Origin of the sequence: Streptomyces sp. NPDC051322 (assembly GCF_040689485.1) — a bacterium.
Taxonomy (GTDB): Bacteria; Actinomycetota; Actinomycetes; order Streptomycetales; family Streptomycetaceae; genus Streptomyces.
The window spans coordinates 68,987-90,599 of record NZ_JBFBAK010000017.1 but is presented as its reverse complement, the minus strand read 5'-3'; the positions used below and the strand labels follow the sequence as shown (position 1 = coordinate 90,599).

General features: G+C 68.2%; 14 protein-coding genes and 1 pseudogene. 8 read left to right on the top strand and 7 right to left on the bottom strand.

Annotated elements, in window-relative coordinates:
* Positions 1–918 (top strand): annotated as a pseudogene (locus AB0436_RS29005) (glycosyl hydrolase); the annotation flags it as partial.
* Positions 919–1,001: 83 nt separating this feature from the next.
* Here AB0436_RS29005 and AB0436_RS29000 read toward each other — a convergent pair.
* The 6 genes from AB0436_RS29000 to rhaI all read right to left on the bottom strand — a co-directional run bounded on the left by AB0436_RS29000 (position 1,002) and on the right by rhaI (position 8,881).
* Positions 1,002–1,727: a lactate utilization protein C gene (locus AB0436_RS29000; RefSeq protein WP_366470917.1), complete on the bottom strand. Its 726-nt coding sequence runs from the start codon at positions 1,725–1,727 to the stop codon at positions 1,002–1,004.
* Positions 1,724–3,148 carry a LutB/LldF family L-lactate oxidation iron-sulfur protein gene (locus tag AB0436_RS28995; protein ID WP_366470916.1) on the bottom strand — a complete coding sequence of 475 codons (1,425 nt, stop codon included), beginning with the start codon at positions 3,146–3,148 and terminating at the stop codon, positions 1,724–1,726. The genes AB0436_RS29000 and AB0436_RS28995 overlap by 4 nt, the downstream gene beginning before the upstream one ends.
* Positions 3,145–3,888, bottom strand: coding sequence for a (Fe-S)-binding protein (locus tag AB0436_RS28990; RefSeq protein ID WP_366470915.1), 744 nt, complete (start codon positions 3,886–3,888; stop codon positions 3,145–3,147). The genes AB0436_RS28995 and AB0436_RS28990 overlap by 4 nt, the downstream gene beginning before the upstream one ends.
* Positions 3,888–5,393 (bottom strand): rhamnulokinase family protein, encoded by a 1,506-nt coding sequence (locus AB0436_RS28985; RefSeq protein ID WP_366470914.1) that lies wholly within the window; start codon positions 5,391–5,393, stop codon positions 3,888–3,890. Before AB0436_RS28985 ends, AB0436_RS28990 begins: the two co-directional genes overlap by 1 nt.
* A gap of 221 nt (positions 5,394–5,614) precedes the next feature.
* Positions 5,615–7,657, bottom strand: coding sequence for a bifunctional aldolase/short-chain dehydrogenase (locus AB0436_RS28980; RefSeq protein WP_366470913.1), 2,043 nt, complete (start codon positions 7,655–7,657; stop codon positions 5,615–5,617).
* A gap of 57 nt (positions 7,658–7,714) precedes the next feature.
* Entirely contained in the window at positions 7,715–8,881 is a 1,167-nt protein-coding gene (gene rhaI, locus AB0436_RS28975; protein WP_366470912.1) for an L-rhamnose isomerase, read from the bottom strand.
* Between the two features lie 404 nt (positions 8,882–9,285).
* On the opposite strand from rhaI, the gene AB0436_RS28970 reads away from it, so the two are divergent.
* From AB0436_RS28970 to AB0436_RS28945, 6 genes are all read left to right on the top strand, one after another.
* Entirely contained in the window at positions 9,286–10,815 is a 1,530-nt protein-coding gene (locus tag AB0436_RS28970) for a sugar ABC transporter ATP-binding protein (protein WP_366470911.1), read from the top strand.
* Positions 10,812–11,867, top strand: coding sequence for an ABC transporter permease (locus tag AB0436_RS28965; protein ID WP_366470910.1), 1,056 nt, complete (start codon positions 10,812–10,814; stop codon positions 11,865–11,867). The genes AB0436_RS28970 and AB0436_RS28965 overlap by 4 nt, the downstream gene beginning before the upstream one ends.
* Positions 11,860–12,894, top strand: a complete 1,035-nt coding sequence (locus AB0436_RS28960) for an ABC transporter permease (protein ID WP_366470909.1) — start codon at positions 11,860–11,862, stop codon at positions 12,892–12,894. Before AB0436_RS28965 ends, AB0436_RS28960 begins: the two co-directional genes overlap by 8 nt.
* A 46-nt stretch (positions 12,895–12,940) precedes the next feature.
* A complete protein-coding gene (gene rhaS / locus AB0436_RS28955) occupies positions 12,941–14,020 on the top strand; it encodes a rhamnose ABC transporter substrate-binding protein (RefSeq protein WP_366470927.1) in 1,080 nt (359 codons plus the stop codon).
* Positions 14,021–14,037: 17 nt separating this feature from the next.
* Complete coding sequence (locus AB0436_RS28950) at positions 14,038–14,358, top strand: L-rhamnose mutarotase (protein ID WP_366470908.1); 321 nt, start codon at positions 14,038–14,040, stop codon at positions 14,356–14,358.
* Between the two features lie 101 nt (positions 14,359–14,459).
* Positions 14,460–15,485: a LacI family DNA-binding transcriptional regulator gene (locus AB0436_RS28945; protein WP_366470907.1), complete on the top strand. Its 1,026-nt coding sequence runs from the start codon at positions 14,460–14,462 to the stop codon at positions 15,483–15,485.
* A gap of 165 nt (positions 15,486–15,650) precedes the next feature.
* On the opposite strand, the gene AB0436_RS28940 is transcribed toward AB0436_RS28945, so the two are convergent.
* A complete protein-coding gene (locus AB0436_RS28940; RefSeq protein ID WP_366470906.1) occupies positions 15,651–18,671 on the bottom strand; it encodes a glycosyl hydrolase in 3,021 nt (1,006 codons plus the stop codon).
* A 386-nt stretch (positions 18,672–19,057) separates the two neighbouring features.
* Here AB0436_RS28940 and AB0436_RS28935 point away from each other — a divergent pair, with 386 nt between their 5' ends.
* Entirely contained in the window at positions 19,058–21,604 is a 2,547-nt protein-coding gene (locus AB0436_RS28935; protein WP_366470905.1) for a trehalase family glycosidase, read from the top strand.
* Positions 21,605–21,613 lie beyond the last annotated feature (9 nt).

Sequence of the window (21,613 nt, the reverse complement as noted above, 5' to 3'; positions counted from 1 at the left end):
CGGGCGACGGATAAGGCGGGTAATACGTCGGCGGTGCGGACGGTGGACTTCACGGTGGTCGCGGCGCCGCCGCAGGACACGACTGCGCCGGATGTGTCGGCGTCGGTGTCGGGGACGAAGGATGGTGCGGGGGACTATGTTTCCAGTGCGACGGTGACGGTGTCGGCTTCGGATGCGGGGTCGGGTGTCGCGCGTGTGGAGTATGCGTTGGATGGTGGGGCGTATGCCGCTTATTCGGCGCCGGTGCAGGTGAGTGGTGTGGGTTCGCATGCGGTGGCGTATCGGGCGACGGATAAGGCGGGTAATACGTCGGCGGTGCGGACGGTGGACTTCACGGTGGTCGCGGCGCCGCCGCAGGACACGACTGCGCCGGATGTGTCTGCCTCCGTCTCCGGGAACAAGGACGCCTCAGGCGCCTACGTCGGCAGCGCCGTGGTGACGGTGACGGCTTCGGATGCGGGGTCGGGGGTGGCCGGGATCGAGTACTCCCTCGACGGCGGCCCTTACCTGCCCTACTCCGCGCCGGTGGCAGTGAACAGAGCAGGGAGCCACACCTTCCTGTACCGGGCCAGCGACAAGGCCGGCAACGCCTCCACGGCGCTGTCGCTGTCCCTCACCATCGTCGACAGCAAGCCACCCACCAACTGCCCTGAGCAGGACGGTCGTTCGACGGTGTTTGTCGGCTCTGTCAACACGGGCATCCCGAACCTCGTCACGACGAATGGCTGCACGATCAACGAGCTGATCGAGGATCACCGGTCCTGGAGCAGTCACGGTGCGTTCGTCTCACACGTCGAGAAGATCATCACCACCCTTCGGCGTGAGGGCGTCATCGACCAGCGGGAAGCGGGCCGGATCAAGCAGGCCGCCGGCCGTTCCGACGTCGGCAAGCCGCACGCCGCTCGTACGGAGCGGTGAGGTAACGGCAGGGACGGGGGCGCCCCGCCCCACTCCCACGTGGGGGGCCGGTCGGCGACCGGCCCCCCGTAGCCCGTCACCCCCTACGCCTCACGCGGAAACCGGCGGCCGGTGACCAGTGGCCCCTGCCGCATCGACGCTTTGCTCTCCGTGAGCAGGACCACCTCCAATGTGCGTGGGCCGTGCACGCCTTCGACGCGGTCCAGTTCGATATCGCTGGTGGCCGAGGGACCTGAAATCCAGGTGAGCGGCCGTACCGGATCGAGTCTTGGCATGGCCTGCGGAACGGACGCAACGACCTGTTCCGGTGCCCGTACGACACAGATGTGGAGGTCGGGTACGAGGGTCAGCGCGCGCCGGCCCTGGCCGGCGCCGGTGTCGAGGACGATCGTTCCGGTCTCGGCGATGGCCAGGGCACACCCGGTGATGACGGCGTCTATGGTGTCGAGCTCCCCCGGAGACAGCCGGCAGCGGAAGCTGTCATGGCGCTGTTCGACATGTGCCATGGAAAGCCAGGGCGCGGGCAGACCATCAGGGACGGCGACGCTGCGAGCACCGTGTCGTCCGAGCAGCTCGGCGATCACACCTGGAAGCTCGGTGTCGGCACAGCGCCGGACGACGGCCCGATAGTCGACAAGGTTCTCGTGCAGCAGGTCGAGCACGGCGGCTGGGTCGTCGGGTGTGTGGGAGGTGAGGTAGTTGCGTTCGATGTCGGCGGCGGCAGAAGCGTTGTGGGCGTCGGCGGTGTGAGCGAGCGCGCTGCGGACCCGGGCGAGGATGCGTTCGCGGGAATCGGGCTCGGTCGTCATGTTCGGTTCTTCCTCCACCAGTCGCGGAAGGGCTCGGCCGGCATCGGCGGCAGGTCACGGCTGTTCGTCCACTGACCGGCACCCGGCCCGGGTAGTTTCTTGGGGTGGAACCTGCGTGTCTTTGCGGCGACGCGTTCACCTGTGGCGAGGGCGGCCGGATGGTTGAGAACCCATCCGGCTGCTTTCATCGCTGCCTTTTCCACACGGTGCCCCCGACCGCCCTCATCGGCTACTCGTTCCCGCAGATGGACCAGCACCTCGGGGATGTCGATGGCGACCGGACACACCTCGTAGCAGGCTCCGCACAGGGACGACGCGTAGGGCAGGGAGGCATCGATCTCGCTTGCCGTGCCCCGCAGTTGCGGACTCAGGATGGCGCCGATCGGCCCCGGATAGACCGACCCGTAGGCATGTCCGCCGGCCCGTTCGTACACCGGGCAGACGTTCAGGCAGGCCGAGCAGCGGATGCAGCGCAGGGCTTGGCGGCCGACCTCGTCGGCGAGGGTGTCGGTGCGGCCGTTGTCCAGCAGGACGAGGTGGAAGGCGCGCGGGCCGTCCTCGTCGGTGGTGCCCGTCCAGGTGGAGGTGTAGGGGTTCATGCGCTCGGCTGTCGAAGAGCGGGGGAGGGTCTGCAGGAACACCTCCAGGTCCCGCCAGCCCGGCACGATCTTCTCGATGCCCACGACCGAGATCAGGGTCTCGGGCAGAGTGAGGCACATCCGCCCGTTGCCCTCGGACTCCACCACCACCAGTGTGCCGGTCTCGGCGACCACGAAGTTGGCGCCCGAGATGCCGACCTTGGCGCGCAGGAACTTCTCCCGCAGGTGCAGCCGCGCCGCCTCCGCGAGCTCGGCGGGCGTGTCGGTCAGACCGTCGGGCGCCGGCCGCCCCCACTCGCCCATCTCGGCACGGAAGATGTCCCGGATCTCGCCCCGGTTGCGGTGGATCGCCGGCACCAGGATGTGCGACGGCCGGTCCTTGCCCAACTGCACGATCAGCTCGGCGAGATCGGTCTCATAGGCGGTGATACCCTCCGCTTCGAGGGCTTCGTTGAGACCGATCTCCTGCGTGGCCATCGACTTGACCTTGACGACCTCCGACTCGCCGGTCTCCTTCACCAGCCGCGCCACGATTCGGTTGGCCTCGTCCGCGTCGGCGGCCCAGTGGACGACGCCACCCGCCGCCGTGACGGTTTCCTCCACTTGTACGAGATAGCGGTCGAGATGCCGCAGCGTGTGGTCTTTGATCTGCTTGCCGGCCTCGCGCAGCGCCGCCCAGTCGGAGAGCTCCGAGACTGCCTTCTCCCGCTTGGCACGAATGGTGTGCGTGGCATGGCGCAGATTGCTACGCAGCGTCGCATCGTGGACGGCCTCTCGGGCGGCCTGCGGAAAGGCCGGCATGCCGACGAATGTTCCACTCATACCAGGGGCTCCTCTTGCGTGCTGGCCAGGATCTCCGCGATATGAAAGGTGCGCTGCGGAGCGTCTTGGCGGCGGAGGATGCCGCCGATGTGCATCAGACAGGAATTGTCCGCGCCGCACAGCACGCTTGCGCCGGTGGACCGCGCATTGTGTACCTTGTCCGTGCCCATCGCCGCGGAGACATCGGGATTCTTCACGGCGAAGGTGCCGCCGAAGCCGCAGCATTCGTCGGCCCCGGGCAGCTCCACGAGCTCCAGCCCCTTGACGTTGCGCAGCAACTGGTAGGGCCTGTCGCCCAGGGCCAGCATGCGCAGACCGTGACAGGACGGGTGGTAGGTCACCTTGTGCGGATAGTAGGCGCCGACGTCTGTCACACCTAGCACGTCCACCAGGAATTCGGTCAGCTCGTACGTTCTCGGGACCAGCGACTGTGCAGCTCGGGTCAGATCCTCATCCCCGCTGCTGCGCGCGACGCGCGGATAATTGTCCCGGACCATTGCCACACAGGACCCCGAGGGGGTCACGATGTAGTCGTATCCCTCAAAGGCTCGGCCCATGCGGCGCACCAGGGGTGCAGTTTCGCGGCGGTAGCCCGTGTTGAACTGCGGCTGTCCGCAGCACGTCTGGGCGGCGGGGAAGTCCACGCTCACTCCCAGGCGTTCGAGTACCTTCACCGTGGCGATGGCCGTGGACGGGTAGATCGCGTCGTTGACGCAGGTGGCGAACAGGGCTACACGCATCACATCTCCCCTCCGGGCCGGACGATACGAGCTGCTGCCGCATCCCAGGACGCCTTGTTCCCGCGGGGCGTGTAGTGGCGGAGTTCCTGCGTGCGGGCGACGAGCTGACGCATGTCATGCAGGTCGCCGACACGGTGTGCGGTGCGGGCCTGGACGAGGATGTTGCCCAGAGCGGTGGCCTCAGTGGGACCGGCGATCACGCGCAACCCGGTGGCGTCTGCAGTGAACTGGCACAGCAGTTCGTTGCGGGAGCCACCGCCGACGAGGTGGACCTGACTGATCTCGCGGTCGGCGAGCTTCGCAGCTTGGCGCAGGGTACGCCGGTGAGCCAGGGCCAGGCTTTCCAGGATGCAGCGGACCATGGGGCCCTGACCGCGGGGGACGGGCTGTCCCGTGCGGCGGCAGTACGCCGCGATTCGTTCCGGCATGTCACCGGGCGGCAGGAATTCCGGTGCGTCGGGGTCGATGATGCAGGCGAACGCTTGAGCCCGGGCGGCGTCGGCGAGCAGCTCCGGGAGGTGCGCCGGCCGGCCTTGCGCTGCCCACGTGCGCCGGCACTCCTCCAACAGCCACATTCCCATGACGTTGCGCAGGTAGCGGATGGTCCCGTCGATACCTCGCTCGTTGGTGAAGTTCGCCTCGCGGGACGCCTCGTTGACTACGGGCGTTTCCAGTTCGAGCCCGGCCAGCGACCAGGTGCCGCACGAGATGTATGCGAAGTGGGGCTCGGTGGCGGGGACTGCGGCGACGGCGGAGGCCGTGTCGTGGGAAGCAACCGTCGTCACCGGGGTGGCGGGGTCCAGGCCGGTGTACGCGGCTACGTGGGGCAGCAGGTTTCCGGCCGGATCGCCGGGGGAGCGCAGCGGCGGCAGCAGTGAGCGGTCGAGAGACAGGGCGTTGAGAACGTCGTCGGACCAGGTCCCGGTGTGAACGTCGAAGAGCCCGGTGGTGGAGGCATTGGTCTCCTCGGTGCCCAGGCACCCGGTAAGCCAGTACGTGAGCAGGTCAGGGATGAGCAGCAGCGTGCGAGCGGTGTGGAGCTGAGCACTGCCTGCCGCAGAGGCAAGCTGGAAGACGGTGTTGAAGGGGAGATGCTGCAGCCCGGTGATCCGGTACAGCTCCTCCGGCCCGATCTTGGGCCAGACACTTTCGGCTCCGGTGTGGGTACGGCTGTCCCGGTAGTGGTAAGGGGGGCCGGACAGGGCGCCGTCGGCGTCGAGAAGTCCGTAGTCCACGGCCCAGCTGTCCACACCGATCGAGGTCAGGCACCCGTCAGTGGCGCGGCAGGCTGCGCGCAGGCCGTCGACCACGCCCTGATACAGGGCGAGCGTGTCCCAGTGCAACCCGTCGGGGAGCCGCACCGGTGTGTTCTCGAATCGGTTCATCTCAGTGAGCCGGAGGCGACCCGGTGAGAGATCACCGAGGAAGACCCGCCCGCTGGTAGCGCCCAGATCGGCCGCGGCGAAGTAGGCGGGGGGCGCGAAGCCGGGTGAGTCGATGGACATGTGGTGGCTCCTGCGCGGATGCGGTGGTGAGGTCGGAAGGAGGGAGACGGAGCGAGACGTGCGATCGTTCGCGGGCGGACATTGCTCGTGCACCGGTCATCTCGCGGGGTCGTCCGCCGTCGCACCCTGGGGCCGACGCCCGTGGCAGCCGGCCCCAGGGGCGTTGTGAGGGAGCCTCGCCCCGCGGGACGAGAAGGAGAGGAGACGTCCCGCCGGGGGCGTCAGCGGAGGAAGGCGGCCGCGACGCCGGCGTCGACCGGGACATGCAGGCCCGTGGTGTGGGTCAGCTCCCCGCCGGTCAGCGCGAATACGGCGTTGGCGACGTGCTCCGGCAGCACCTCCCGCTTGAGCAGGGTCCGCTGGGCGTAGAACTCGCCGAGATTCTCCTCATCGATGCCGTACGTCGCGGCGCGCTGGGCGCCCCAGCCGCCCGCGAAGATTCCCGAGCCGCGCACCACTCCGTCCGGGTTGACCCCGTTGACCCGAATGCCGTGCGTGCCCAACTCAGCTGCCAACAGCCGCACCTGGTGGGCCTGGTCCGCCTTGGTGGCGGAGTAGGCGATGTTGTTGGGGCCGGCGAAGACGGCGTTCTTGGAGGCGATGTAGAGGATGTCGCCGCCCATCTCCTGGGCGGTCATCACCCGGGCCGCTTCCCGAGAGACGAGGAAGGAGCCGCGGGCCATGATGTCGTGCTGGAGGTCCCAGTCCTTGGCGGAGGTCTCCAGCAGCGGTTTGGAGATGGAGATGCCGGCATTGTTGACGACGAGGTCGACGCCGCCGAAGGCGAGCACGGCTGCCCTGAAGGCGATCGCGATCTGTTCCTCGGACGTCACATCGACCGTGACAGCGACGGCCTGGTCGGACCCGCCGAGCTCCTCGGCCACGGCGGTGGCGTTCTCGGCGTTCAGGTCGGCGACGACGACACACGCGCCCTCGGCAACCAGGCGCCGGGCGATGGCCTTGCCGATTCCGCTGCCCGCGCCGGTCACCAGGGCCACCCGCGTCGCCAGCGGCTTGGGCTTGGGCATCCGCTGGAGCTTGGCCTCCTCCAGCGCCCAGTACTCGATGCGGAACTTCTCCGACTCCTCGATCGGCGCGTACGCCGACACGGCTTCCGCGCCGCGCATGACGTTGATGGCGTTGATGTAGAACTCGCCGGCCACCCGGGCCGTCTGCTTGTCCTTGCCGAAGGAGAACATGCCCACGCCGGGTACGAGCACGATCGCCGGGTCCGCGCCGCGCATGGCAGGCGAGTCCACGTCGGCATGCCGATGGTAGTAAGCGGCGTAGTCCTCGCGGTAGGCGGTGTGCAGTTCCTTCAGCCGGCCCACAGCCTCCTCCACCGTGGACGTCGGCGGCAGGTCGAGGACGAGAGGCCGGACCTTGGTGCGCAGGAAGTGGTCGGGGCAGGAGGTGCCGAGCGCGGCGAGCCGCGGGTGTTCGGTGCGGGCGAGGAAGTCCAGGACGGTGTCCGAGCTGATGAAGTGGCCCACCTGCGGCCGGTCCTGGGAGGCGATCGCACGGACGTACGGCGCCAGAGCAGCCGCCCGCTCCTGCCGCTCGGCCTCGGGCAGCGCACCGTACCCCTCGATCACCGGACCGAACGGCTCGGGCCTGCCGCGCTCGGTGAGGAATTCCTGGGCCGTGCGGATGATGTGCAGCGAGTTGCGTTCGCACTCCTGGGCGGTGGCGCCCCAGGCGGTGATTCCGTGGCCGCCCAGGACGCACCCGATGGCCTGCGGGTTGGCCTCCTTGATCGCGGCGATGTCGAGTCCGAGCTGGAATCCGGGCCGCCGCCACGGAACCCACACCACGCTGTTGCCGAAGCACTCGTCGGTCAGCTTCTCCCCGTCAGCGGCGCAGGCGAGCGCGATCCCGGAGTCGGGGTGCAGGTGGTCCACGTGCGGGGCGTCGACCAGGGCGTGCATCGCCGTGTCGATGGAAGGCGCGGCACCGCCCTTGCCGTGCAGGCAGTAGTCGAACGCCGCGACCATCTCGTCCTCGCGCTCGACGCCTGGATACACGTCGACCAGTGCCCGCAGCCGGTCCAGCCGCAGGACGGCGAGCCCGGCCTCGGTGAGCGTCCCGAGGTCACCGCCGGACCCCTTCACCCACATCAGCTCGGCCTGTCCGCCGGTCACGGGATCACTACCGGAGCCCTTCGCAGACGTGTTACCGCCGGCGTAGTTGGTGTTGCGGGGATCGGATCCGAGGCGGTTGGAGCGCTCCAGGAGCGCGGAGACTTCGGGATGGGCGGTGGCCATGTCGGTGTTCCTTCGGCTGAGGGGCGGTTGTGCTGATCGGAAGGTGTGCGTGGGGAGTCAGGCTCCCCAGCCGGCCTGTTCGCCGCCCACACGCTCGGCCGCGATCCGCTCCTGCCAGCCGGAGGCCCGGTAGGCGGCGACGGGGTCCGGGTGCAGGCCCTGCTCCTCGCGCAGATCACGGAGCAGGGGACGCACGTCGGTGTTGTACGCGTCCATCAGGACGGCGTTCGAAGCGAGCACATCACCGGTGCGTTGGGCCGCGGCGAGCGCATCGAGGTCGACCAGCAGTGCCTTGGCGGTGGCCTCCTGGACGTTCATCACCGAGCGGATGACTGCCGGGATCTTCGCCTCGATGTTGTGGCACTGGTCGAGCATGAACGCCACGTTCGTCTCCTTCTCGAAGCCGCCGTTCTTGGCTACCTCGTGCAGGATCCGGAAGAGCTGGAACGGGTCCGCGGAGCCCACCATCAGGTCGTCGTCCGCGTAGAAGCGCGAGTTGAAGTCGAAACCGCCCAGCTTCCCCTCCCGCAGCAGGAGGGCGACGATGAACTCGATGTTCGTGCCCGGCGCATGATGGCCGGTGTCCACGACGACCTGCGCCTTGTCGCCCAGTTTCAGACACTGCACGTACGAGGTGCCCCAGTCCGGAACGTCAGTGGCGTAGAAGGCCGGCTCGAAGAACTTGTACTCCAGCAGCATCCGCTGGTCGTCGCTCAGCCGCTGGTACACCGTGGCGAGGGACTCCGCCAGGCGGTCCTGGCGGGCCACGATGTCGTCCTGACCGGGATAATTGGTGCCGTCGGCGAACCAGAGCTTCAGATCCTTCGACCCGGTCGCGTCCATGATGTCGACACACTCGAGCAGGTGCTCGACGGCCTTGCGCCGCACCCTGGGGTCCGGATGACAGACGCTGCCCAGCTTGTAGTCGTCGTCCTGGAAGGTGTTGGAGTTGACGGCTCCCAGTTCCAGGCCGCGCTCCTTGGCGTGCGTGGCCAGAGCCGCGTAGTCCTCGACCTTGTCCCAGGGGATGTGCAACGAGACCTTGGGCGCAATGCCGGTGAACTCGTGCACCCGTGCCGCATCGTCCAACTTCTCGAACGGTGTACGGGGCACGCCGGCCTGAGCGAAGACCTTGAATCGGGTGCCGGAGTTGCCGTAGCCCCAGGACGGCGTCTCGATCCGCTGGTCGGTGAGTGCGGCCTTCACCGCGGCGATGTCAGGCATGTCAACCTCAAGTTGCGTGTGCAGCCCGCGGATGAGGGCTGACTGGGGAAGCTCGAAAAAGGATGAATCGATTCACTATCTCCTCGAAGGTAACCACGGGCTACGGCGACGTCAAGGGTCGGTGGGGCGCTTCGTACGCGTTATGCAATCGTGCTCCACTCGGGAGGGGGAAGGGTTGTGTCCAACGTCCGAGCACTTCAAGGTGGTTGTCATGAGCGACCGACCGTCCGAGACCAGTGCCACCGACCGGATTCCGCTTCAACCTCTTGACCTGTGCGGCGGATGGGGCTAGCTTCCGGGCAACTCGTTGAATCAATTCACATGTGGCGGTCGGAGCACACCGGCCGCGGCCCCCGAACCTCTCTTGTCGAGCACACCATTCGGCACACCCATGGAGCCATGCAATGACGCACCCTGAACCGGGGACGACTCCGGTGCTCGCGCTGGAGGGGGTGAGCAAGTCCTTCGGCGCGGTCCGGGCCCTCCGGGGAGTCAGCCTGCAGCTGTACGCCGGCGAAGCGCATGCCCTGGCCGGCGAGAACGGCGCGGGCAAGTCGACCCTGATCAAGACACTTGCCGGCGTGCACCGGCCCGACACGGGCACCGTCCTTCTCGACGACGACCCGGTCGAGTTCCACGGTCCCGCCGATGCTCGGGACGCCGGCGTCGCCGTGATCTATCAGGAGCCGACGCTCTTCCCCGATCTGTCCGTCGCCGAGAACATCTTCGTGGGCCGACAGCTGTCCCGCTCGTTCGGCCGGGTCGACCACCGGGCGGTCAAGAACGCCGCCGCGGACCTGTTCACCCGTCTTGGAGTGGACCTCGATCCCGATCAGCCGGCTCGCGGCCTGTCCATCGCCGATCAGCAACTGGTCGAGATCGCCAAGGCACTGTCCTTCGACGCCCGGGTCCTGATCATGGACGAGCCGACCGCGGCACTCACCGGCAGTGAGGTCGCCCGTCTCTTCGGCGTGGTCAAGACGCTGCGCGAACAAGGCGCGGCGGTACTGTTCATCTCCCACCGCTTGGAGGAGATCTTCGAGCTGTGCCAGCGGGTCACCACCCTGCGCGACGGCGCCTGGATCAGCAGCGAGCCGCTGGAGGGACTCACCGAGGACGACCTGGTGCGCCGGATGGTCGGCCGGGACCTCGACGAGCTGTACCCCAAGCAGGCCACCGACATCGGGGAGGTGGCGCTCACCGTGCGACGGCTGACCCGGGAAGGCGTCTTCACCGACGTCTCCTTCGAGGTACGGCGCGGCGAGATCGTCGGCCTGGCCGGCCTGGTCGGGGCGGGACGCAGTGAGGTGGCGCGCGCGGTCTTCGGCGTCGACCGGTTCGACGGCGGCGAGGTCGAGGTGCTCGGCAGGAAGCTGAAGCCCGGGGCGCCCAGTCTCGCGATGGGCGCGGGCCTCGCCCTCGTCCCGGAGGACCGCAGGGCCCAGGGGCTGGTGATGGACATGTCCATCGAGCGGAACATCGGGCTCACAGGCTTCGCCGACACGACGCGTGGCGGCCTGATGAACCGCACGGCCGAGCGCAGCCGAGCCGTCGACTGGGCGGTGAAGCTCCAGGTCAAGTACGCACGCCTGGCCGATGTCGTGGGCACGCTTTCCGGCGGCAATCAGCAGAAGGTGGTCCTTGCGAAGTGGCTCGCGACCGCACCACAGGTGCTGATCGTCGACGAGCCGACACGCGGCATCGACGTCGGCACCAAGGCCGAGGTGCACCGGCTGCTGTCCTCGCTCGCCGCCCAGGGCGTGGCCGTACTGATGATCTCCTCCGACCTGCCCGAGATTCTCGGCATGGCCGACCGTGTGCTCGTCATGTACGAGGGCCGTCTGGCCGCCGACATCCCCCGGGCCGAGGCCACCGAGGAAACCGTGATGGCGGCGGCCACCGGCCGTGTGACACGAGGAAGGAACGCGGCATGACCGTGACCGCTACGCCGGTGCGCGAAGAGACCGCGCCCAGCCCCGCAGCGGGACGCCGACTGATCGACAAGGTGTTCAAGGCCCGTGAACTGGCCGTGGCCGCCGTACTCGTGATGATGCTCGTCGTCACACAGCTGTCGAACACCGAGTTCCTGTCTTCGCAGGGCATCAAGGATTTGCTGCTCAATGCCACGATGCTGGTACTGGTCGCGACCGGCCAGGCCGTCGTGGTGATCACCCGCAACGTCGACCTGTCCGTCGGCTCCGTACTCGGCATCAGCGCCTTCGCCGCCGGCAACTACCTGCAGGGCGGAGGCAGTCCACTCGCCGCGGTGATCGTCGCGGTCGCCCTCGGCGCCCTCTTCGGCCTGCTCAACGGTGCCTTGGTCAGTTTCGGGAAGGTCCCCGCACTCGTCGTCACGCTCGGCACGCTCTACATCGTCCGGGGAATCGACTCCATCTGGGTCGGTTCCCGGCAGATCACCGCCGACGCCCTGCCCGACGGCTTCATCGGCTTCGGCCACAACGGCATCCAGGTGGTGCCCTATCTCGCCCTGCTCGCTGTCGCGGTCCTGCTCGTCGTCGGTTACTACCTGCGCAGCTACCGCAGCGGACGCGACATGTACGCCCTCGGCTCCAGTCCCGAGGCCGCCTCCCTCGCGGGCATCCCCGTCCGCAAGCGGCTCATGACGGCCTACGTCGTATGCGGCGCCCTCGCGGGCCTGGCCGGAGCCCTGTACCTCGCCCGTTTCGGCAACGTCGATTCCGCTACGGGCAACGGCTACGAACTCACCGTCGTCAGCGCGGTCGTGGTCGGTGGGGTCGCCTTTACCGGCGGCTCGGGCAGCGTCTACGGCGCCGCACTCGGCGCACTGTTGCTGACCTCCATCAACAGCGTCCTGCCCGCGCTCGGCGTCAGTTCCGTCTGGGTCACCGCGATCAACGGCATTCTGCTGCTTCTCGCCATCGCCGTTGACCGGATACTGGCACTGCGAGTCGCCTCAGTGCTTCGCAAGCAGGCAGCACAGATGAGGAGCGCCCGCCATGCCTGACGTCAACACGAAGACATCCCCCTGGGCCCGGCTCGGCGGCGCGGTCCGCTGGGACACCATGGTCGGTGGACTGTTGCTCACCCTGCTGATCTGCTCGTTCTCGTTCGTCGGCAACTTCGGGAACACGCTGAACATCTCCTTCCTGATCGGCAATACCCTCCCCATCGCACTGATCGCCCTGCCGATGACCATGCTGGTCGTCGCCGGTGAGGTGGACCTGTCCGTCGGTTCCACCGCCGGGCTGTCCGGGGCGGTGATGGGCGCCCTGTGGAACCAGGGCATGGCGATCGAGACGATCATTCCGGTGTGTCTGCTGCTCGGGATGGTGTGCGGCCTGGTCAACGGTCTGCTCGTCACCCGACTCGGTCTGCCTTCTCTCGCCGTCACCATCGGCACCATGGCGGCCTACCGTGGCATCGCCCAGATCGTGCTGGGTTCCGATTCCGTCACCGACTTCCCCACGCAGTACTTGGACTTCGGCGCCGGCCGCATCGGTGACACGTTCATCCCCTACGCGGCCATCCCCTTCGCCGTGCTGCTCGTGATCGCCGTCGTGGTACTGCACGCCACTCCCGTCGGCCGCTCCCTGTTCGCCATCGGAGCGAGCGAAGAGGCCGCGCGGTTCGCCGGCCTCCGGGTCAAGCGGCTGAAACTGTCGATGTTCGTCACCACGGGTTTGCTCTCCGCGCTCACCGGGGTCTTCTGGGCGCTGCACTACGCCAGCGCCCGCTATGACAACGCCACCGGGCTCGAGCTCTCCGTCATCGCCGCGGTGCTGCTCGGCGGCATCGATTTCGACGGCGGCAAGGGAACCCTGGGCGGCGCGATCGCGGGTGTCTTCCTGCTCGGCGCGCTGCAGAACGTGATGAGCCTGCTGAACGTCTCCGCCCAGTCGCAGATCGTCGTCACCGGAGTCCTGCTCGTCGTCTCGGTCCTCGCCCCGCGCGTCAGCCGTGAAATCGCCCGGGCCAGAGCTCGCAAGAGGGCGGTGGTCGCGTCCCTCGCAGCATCGACTGCCGTCTCCTGAACCACGCACCGTCCCGCACCCACCCCGAAAAGGAACCACCGTGTCTCTGCTCACCACCAGAACTCGTCGGCTGACTGTGGCCGTTTCCGTGACGGCCGCCCTCGCCCTCGGTGCCACCGCTTGTGGGGGCACCACCAAGAGCGACGCCCAGAAGGAAGGCGGGGCCGTCTCGGCAGGCAAGGCGGACCCGAGCGCCGCGACGAAGAAGGGCCTGACCGTCGGCTTCCTGCCCAAGCAGGTCAACAACCCCTACTTCACCTCCGCCGACAACGGCGGCAAAAAGGTCCTGGCGGAGTTGGGCGAGACGTACAAGGAGGTGGGCCCGTCCAGCGGTACGGACACTTCCGGCCAGGTCTCCTACGTCAACACCCTCACCCAGCAGCAGGTGAACGCGATGGCTGTGTCCGCGCAGGATCCGGGTGCTCTGTGCACCGCGTTGAAACAGGCCATGCAGAACGGCATCAAGGTCGTCACCTACGACTCCGACACCAAGGCCGACTGCCGCAACGCTTTCGTCTCGCAGGCATCCGCCGAGGACCTCGGCCGCACCCAGGTGCAACTGCTTGCCCAGCAGATCGGCTACAAGGGCGAGATCGCGATCCTGTCCGCCGCGCAGACCGCGACGAACCAGAACACCTGGATCGACTACATGAAGGAGGAGTTGAAGGACCCGAAGTACAAGGACGTCAAGCTGGTCAAGGTCGCCTACGGCAACGACGACGCCCAGCAGTCCTTCCAGCAGACCCAGGGCCTCCTCCAGGAGTACCCGGGCCTGAAGGGGATCATCTCCCCGACCACGGTCGGTATCAAGGCCGCCGCCCAGTACCTGTCCGGTTCCAAGTACAAGGGCAAGGTCAAGCTGTCCGGCCTTGGTACCCCCAACGACATGCGCAAGTACGTCAAGAACGGCACCGTCGAAGCCTTCGAGCTGTGGGACCCGGCCAAGCTGGGCGAGCTCGCCGCACGCACCGCCGTCGCACTGTCCTCCGGGCAGATCAGCGGCAAGGAGGGCGAGACCTTCAAGGCCGGCGCGATGGGGTCGTACACGATAGGCAAGGACGGGGTGATCAACCTCGGCAAGCCGACGGTCTTCAACGCCAAGAACATCGACCAGTTCAACTTCTAGTCCGGGAGCGGTACTGCATGCAGCGCGTCTGTTTCGTCCTTCAGGTCCGCGAGGACCGGAGCGCCGAGTACCGCGAACGTCACGCCGCCGTGTGGCCCGAGATGCGTGCCGCGCTCTCGGCCGCCGGCTGGCACCACTACTCGCTCTTCCTGCGCGACGACGGCCTGCTCGTCGGCTATCTGGAGACCGAGGACTTCGAGGCCGCCAAGGCAGCCATGGAGGCCACCGACGTCAACTCCCGCTGGCAGGCCGAGATGGCGCCGTTCTTCGAAGCACTGGACGGCGCCCGGCCCGACGAGGGGATGAAGCCCCTGACCGAGGTGTTCCACCTTGCCTGACCCCGACAGCCCCGTGTGAGGAGATGTGCCGTGGCGATCCCCCGCGCTGAAGTTGAGATCAGGCTTTCCGCTGTTCCGCATCGATCAGGAGGTTCCGTCCGATGGCCCAGTCGGTGGGGATCAAGGACGTCGCCCGCGCCGCCAAAGTCTCGGTCGGGACGGTCTCGAACGTGATCAACCGTCCGGATACGGTCGCCGCCGACACCCGGGCGCGGGTGCTGTCCACGATCGACCGGCTCGGCTACGTCCGTAGCGAGTCCGCCCGCCAACTGCGTGCGGGCCGCAGCCGGATCATGGGACTGCTCGTCCTCGACATGGGCAACCCCTTCTTCGTCGATGTCGCCCGCGGCGCCGAGCGGGCCGCACGCGAGGCCGGGCTCGGCGTGATGGTCTGCAACAGCGCTCAGAACCCGAACGATGAATCCGAGTACCTCTCCCTCTTCGCCGAGCAGCGGGTGCGCGGTGTCCTGCTCACTCCGGCCGACGCCACCGGCCGCAGCATTGCAGCGTTCCGCCGCCATGACATCCCCTTCGTACTGGTCGACCGGGTCGCGGACGGATCGGCAGGATGCTCGGTCTCCGTCGACGACGTCGCGGGCGGTGCCCTGGCGGTCCGCCACCTGGTGGACGCCGGGCACCGCTCCATCGCGTATGTCACCGGCCCGCCCGGCCTGAACCAGATCCTCGACCGCCGCGCGGGCGCCCTGAAGGCTCTGGCCGAGGCCGGTCTCGGCTCCGACGCCCTGCGCGAACTGCCGACCGAGCGCCTCGACGTGGCCGCCGGCCGGGACGCCGGCGCCCGCCTGCTCGGCCTCGCCGACCGCCCGACCGCCGTCTTCTGCGCCAACGACCTCCTCGCCCTCGGCCTCCTGCAGTCCATGTACGCCGCGGGGGTCAGCGTTCCCGGAGACCTCGCCATCGTCGGCTACGACGACATCGAGTTCGCCGCTGCTGCTGCCGTGCCCCTCACCTCCGTCCGCCAGCCGGCCGCCACCATGGGCGCCCTGGCGGCCGAACTCCTCCTGGAGGAAACCGAGGAACGGGCCGGCGCGACGATCCACCAGCACCGCCAGGTGGTATTGCAGCCCGAGTTGGTGGTTCGGCACTCCAGCCTGCGGACCCGCTGACCGAAGCGTCGGCCTGTCGGCTCACCTCTGCCACGGAACGGGAAGCGCGGTCTGTTCCGCGCCCAACCCACTCGCTCACGGGCAACGCGTGACGAACCCACCGCCGGGGACGCGGACGGCCCGAGGACGCACTCGCCCGGCTGACCGCATCTTCCGGGCGGAGCCTCAGCCGACGCGGGCCTGGCCGTACGGCACGAGCCGGACCGGGCCGGTCAGTCCGTACTGCTGACGAGCGAGCCCGCCGTAGACGTCGGGATCGCTCACCCGCAGCCGGTTGGCGAGGGTGGTTGCCACCTCGACCTCGATCGTGTTGTCACCCCGCTTCAGCCACGGGCCGACGTCCACCACCGGGTTGATCTGGTCGACGGCGTCGAGCCGGTTGCCGTTGACGGTCACCCGGCAGGTGCCGTTCAGCGGGCCCAATTCCAGGTAGGCGCCATATCCACCGGTCCACGACCGTTCCAGGGTGACGGTGGTGCGGTAACGGCCCACTCCGGAGACGTCCTCCAGGCCATCCAGCTGGGACCACGGCGCGAGAGCGTCCAGCTTCAGGTCGTGCCCTGTCACGGTCGTGGTGGTCGGGGCGCCTCCTGGTCGCCAGTCCTCCACATGCAGCTGCCAGGCCGACAGCACCCTGGGGTCGGGCACCTCACCGATCGTGGTGCGGACGGTTCGGCCCTGGGACAGTACGGTGTCGACGGTGCATGCGGCCGAGTGGCGGACCGTCAGTTCACCGTCCACGAACTCCACGGATTCGGCCTGGCTGCTCACGGCGTGCGGCCGCTTGCCGGCTCGGTCGCCGAACAGGCCCGGCCGGCCGATGGCCACGAGGGCGGTCTCGGCGGGCTGGAGGGTCACGCGCAGCCGGATGGAGCCGTCGTCCTCCACATACCGGCCGATACGCCGGGCCCTGCCGGTCCACAGGTCGAGCAGATAGGGGACGCCCTCGGGCCCGGTCCGGCGCAGAGTCACCTCGTGGTCGATGGGGGCGACCGGTGGCTTCACGTTCTCGGCGTGCTTGCCGTTGCACAGGTAGTAGTAGTCGACGCCGTCGGCGACGCGATGGGCGTTGAGCAGGGTGGAAGCAGTCGCGTACCGGACGGCCGGCTGCACACCCAGATCGGCCAGCGCCGCCCCGACATCGGCCTTGTCCGACACCCTGCGCACCCGGGGCTGGGCGAGCAGATCGCTGACGACCGTCCGCAGTCGCTCGTTCTCGCCGTCAGCGGGCACACCGGGCACCGTCGCGGTGTCCCAGGCGCCCAGCATGACGATGGGGAGACCGGCCATGGTGAAGTCCAGCAGCCGTTCGGCGTCCGCTACCCGGAGTGTGCAGGTGGAACCCGAGAAGAAGTCACCCTCGATGAACAGCGCCTTATAGGCGGGGCCGTCCGGAGCGAGCCGACCGCCCGAGACCTTCGCATGGGGCAGTTCCAGTAGCGGGCCGCTGATGAACTGGTGGGTCCAGCCGAGCGGAATGCCGCTTGCGGTGAACCATGACGCTCCGATCCCGGTCGCGGTGTACCCGGTCTGGCGAAACACCGCGACGTCGGCCCGGGCGGTGCCGGACTGCAGAACCTGGTGGATACGGCTGAGATAACCTGATACGTCCGGAATATGCTGCCAGGTCGGCTGCCGGGGCCCCCAGGACTCCCCGTAGCCGACCTTGCCGTGGTAGGGGGTGAACGCCGCGTAGCCCGGCCACTTTACGCCGGGCACCGTGGCGTACGAGAAACCGTGCACCACGGTCTGGTTCACTCCGGCCGCGTAGGCCCCGCCCATCGTGGTCAGGAACTTCTGCCATGTCGTGTTGTAGGCGCCTCCCGTGTAGGCGCCCGACTCGCAGGACAGGATGGTCCGGCCGGCCATGTCGCGTGCGCCTGCCAGGCACCGGTAGTCGTCGAGGTTCTTGAACCCCAGTGACTCTCCTTCGGGTATGTCCAGGATCGAAGCGGTGGCGATCGCGTCGGTCTGCAGTCCGTACGGCTGCATCCGGAGCTTCAGACCGAGGGAGTGCGCCCACTTCTTCAACACGGTGACATGGTGGTCGTTGAACAGTCGGGAGACCGTGTTCCAGAAGTCGTGCCGAACCTGGCGGGTCAGCGCGGCGTCGAAGGCGAAGACCTGGTTGCTCTTGCTGAGGATCACCGCGGGCAGGTAGGGCTCCAGCGCGTAACCGCAGTACTTCTCGAAGGCGGCGGGCAGGCCGGACGTCCACTGGAGCGCGTCGGTCTCGATCTCCAGCGAGTCCTCGAACAGGGCGCCGCCGGCCTTCTTGAGCAGCCTCCGTACCGGGGCGGTCAGGATGTGCGCTTCCCAGAAGTCGATGACCGCCTGGATGCCGGCCTCGCTGAAGTGGTCGACGACGTACGCGGCGGGGGAGGTATGGGGACCCGACTCCGGGGTCTGACCTGAGCCGCGCATCCAGTAGGCGATGAGGACCCATTCGCCGTCCGACGGCGCGGTCCAGCTGATGGTTCCTTCGGCGACCTGGTCGGTCAGATCGCGCACCGAAGAGAAGCTGAGCCCGGTCTCCTTGCGCGTGGAGTTGGCGGTGTCGATCTGCGCAGCCTGCACGAGCACCAACTGCTGCCGGGTGACACCCGAGGCGGCAGCTACCACGGGCGCCGGAACCGGGCCCGTGTAGGTCGTTCCGCCCGCCACCTGCACTGCACCGTGGGCGAGTTCCTTGACGGCTGCTTCGCTGTCCGCAGTGATGGAGGGGACTGCCGTCGGCCAACTCGGGCCGACGGTGAGGTCAACGGTGATTCCACGCTTGGCGGCCTGGTCCAGGGCGGCCTCGACACCGGCCGTCCACGCCGGGGTGCCCCAGCCGTTCTCGGCCACGTGGAGCAACGTCTTGTCGTCCAGGCTGTGGGTGACCGCGGCGATCTCCACGCCGCCGAACCCGGCGTCGGCGATCTGGTTCACCTCACGTCTGATCTCGCGCGGGTCCACCAGACCGTCCGGCCACCACCAGCGGAACTTCGGCTGCACCGGCCGTCCGGGGTGCGCGAGCCAGCCCGCATCGCCGGTGCGAGCCGCCGTGGGCCCGGGAGATGCGGCCAGCGCGGTGCCGGCCGGGGCGCCCCAGGCCAGGGCGGTACCGGCCCCGGCGACGGCCGCGGTCCGCAGTAGCAGTCGGCGCGTGAACCCGTACTCATCCCGGGCATCGACATCACTCATGGTGGTCTGTCTCCTTGCTGCACGTGCCACGCCGACGAGCCGGGCACTCGCATGAGCGAAGCCGCTGGAGAGGGACCGTCGGTGCTTTCCGGTGAACGATATGAATCGTTTTAACTCTGCAGGACGCTAAGGCGACGTGGCTTGGGATGCAAGGGTTCTGCGACCGGCCGTCGAAATTTCCGGGTTACTTGCTGGTAGAAAGCTCGCGCCTCGGTAACCGACTCGGCACTCCCCGTTGACTCTCTTGCCAGAGGGTGTTGAGAATGAGTCCGTCAGTGAAACATTTCACATCGGCCTTGGCAGATCGTCGTCCTGCGCACCCCGCGCCCTGCGGGTGCTTTCCCATGCCCGGACGCCGACCTGTACTTGAGGAAGCAAGAGGCGAAATGACGCACGGTCACCTTCCCAGACGCAACTTTCTCCGGACGGTGGGCGCCACCGGTCTCGGCGCATCGGCGGCCGCCCTGGCGGCCGGCTCGGGTATAGCCCAAGCCGCCCCGCCCTACTCGGCACCCGGAGAACGCACGGCCCACGGCCACCGGACGGCTCTGCCGTATCCCACGATGCAGCGACCGTTCGCGATGCCGGGCATCAAGGACCAGGACTGGACCGGGGCACTCTTCGTCGGTGAGGGCGAATCCAGATTCGCGCTCCGCATCGGCCTGCTCACCGAGTCCGGCAAGGTCATCCGCGAGAAGATGACGAACAACCTCTGGCGCATCGGGCCGATGGCACCCGACGGTGCCTACAAGGAGGTCCAGGTCAGCACCGACGACCGCAAGCTCACACCGGCGCATCTCCAGGCCCTGCGCGAGGTGATGGCGCACCCGGAGCAGTGGTCCGCCGATGAGGTCTCCGACGCGACCGCGAAACTGCCGTCGCTGCAGCAGCAGTACGACGACGCGCAGCGTCAGAAGCACACCATCCGGGTCCGCTATGCCCGCACCGACGACGGCGGTTCCGTCATCGGAGCCGTTACCGCGCTCGACGACGACACGACCATATTCCTCGAGGTCACGACGCCCTGGGGCGAGGCTGCGGCCTTCGCACTGGACGGTCAGGATGTCACCGGCAGCGCGCCGGGACTGCTGGAGACGTCCCGCACCGGCCACTTCCGGCTGGCCCCCACCGATCCCGCCGACAGCAGCGGCTGCTACGCGTCGATCGCCGATATGACCGCCGCCATGACCGGCGCCACCGGCGTACCCGGCACCACGGCGGCCGCACTGCGATACCGGCTGAGCAAGGGCCAGACCCTCACCTTCGCCGCCGCTGTCGGCGGGCGGCCGCCCCGCCTGGATCCGCCGGAGCCTCATGATGCGGAGCAGATACTGGCCACCGCCGAGGCATCGGTCCGCAAGGACAACCTGACGGGGTCCGGTCCGGCGGGGCGGGCAGCGGACGCGGTGCGGGACGCACTGTCCCTCAACACCAACTACGACAAGAACCACCAGCGTGCCTTCGTGATGTGGGGATGGGGCGGCGGGGGCGGCCTTTTCACCGGGTGGGACTCGGCCTTCGACGCCATCGACGCCGCACTCGTGAGCGGGCCACTGGCAACCCAGCACGAGACGGACATCTTCGACGCGGACGCACCACCCAACCAGGTCCCGCTGAAGGGGCCGCGCTACGACCAGCAGAACTCCGGCCCGATGCACGCGTACGCCGTCTGGCGCCTGTACACGAAGTTCGGCGACGTGACCGTACTGAAGAAGGCGTATCCCACGCTTGTGGCCTACTACGATCTGTTGCCGGAGTGGGACGCCGACGGCGACGGGCTGCTGGAGGCCCCCTACTTCGGTGACCGGGTCGGCGGCCGCGGCAACCACCTGGGGCTGGACGACAGTCCCGTCTACGCCGACTACCAGCGCATCCAAAAGAAGGGCGGCAGCGGGGACTCCCGCGACAACACCAACCTCACCGATGTGGCGCTCAACTCGTACTACGCGCTGATGGCCGAGACGTTGGCCAAGATGGCCCGAGTGCTGGGCAGAACAGCGGACGCGGCGCGATTCGCCGCGCAGCATGCAAAGATCTACCGGCTGCTCAACGACCGGCTGTGGCATCCGCAGCGGCGCCTCTACCTGAGCCGCTACCTCGACGGAACGTGGAACGACGTCGTCACGCCGACCGTCTTCTACCCGCTGTTCGCCGGTATCGCGACACCGGACCGGGCGAAGACCCTGGTGCAGGAGCATCTGCTCGACCCCAAGGAGTTCTGGGGGGAGTATGTCGTCCCCAGCGTCGCCCGCAACGACCCGGCCTACTGCAGCGGCGGCCCGGTGCACCCCGGCTCCGAACACTTCAAGTTCTTCGACCGATACGGTGAGGACACCGCCCCCGAGCAGTGGAAGGGAGCGGTGTGGCCCCCCATGAACGCCACCGTGTACGACGGCGTCAAACGGTACGGCTTCGACGACGTGGCCGGCGAGTTCGCGGCCCGGAGCACCGCTATGTACCTCGATGCCTGGGACAAGGACAACTGGTTCCCCGAGTCCTTCGACCCCGAGCCCGGCCAGTCGATCATGGACTCCGCCGTCGACACCGCCTGGCGAACCTACTCATGGTCCAACGCCATGGCCGTGCAGAGCCTGCACGAACTGATCTCCGACAACCCATGGGAGGGCGACCCGTCCGGCATCATGTTCGGCAGCCTCTCGCTGCCGGGCACCAACAGCATCGCGAACGTGCGCCTGCGTGAGCACACGTACTCCGTCTCTGCCGGACCGAACCGGACCACACTGGCCCGGGACGGCAAGGTCGTGTTCCGGGCCACCGGTGCGCGCGTCGCGGTCCGCAACTTCCTGCTCCACCCGTCCGGGGCCTCCTTCGACCTCAACGCGGACGGCCCGACCCGGATCGAGGTGTCCCCGGAGCGCGGCCGACCGCGCCGGACACAGGTACGAGCGGGCCGCACCCATGTCGAGCTGTGAAACCCGGAC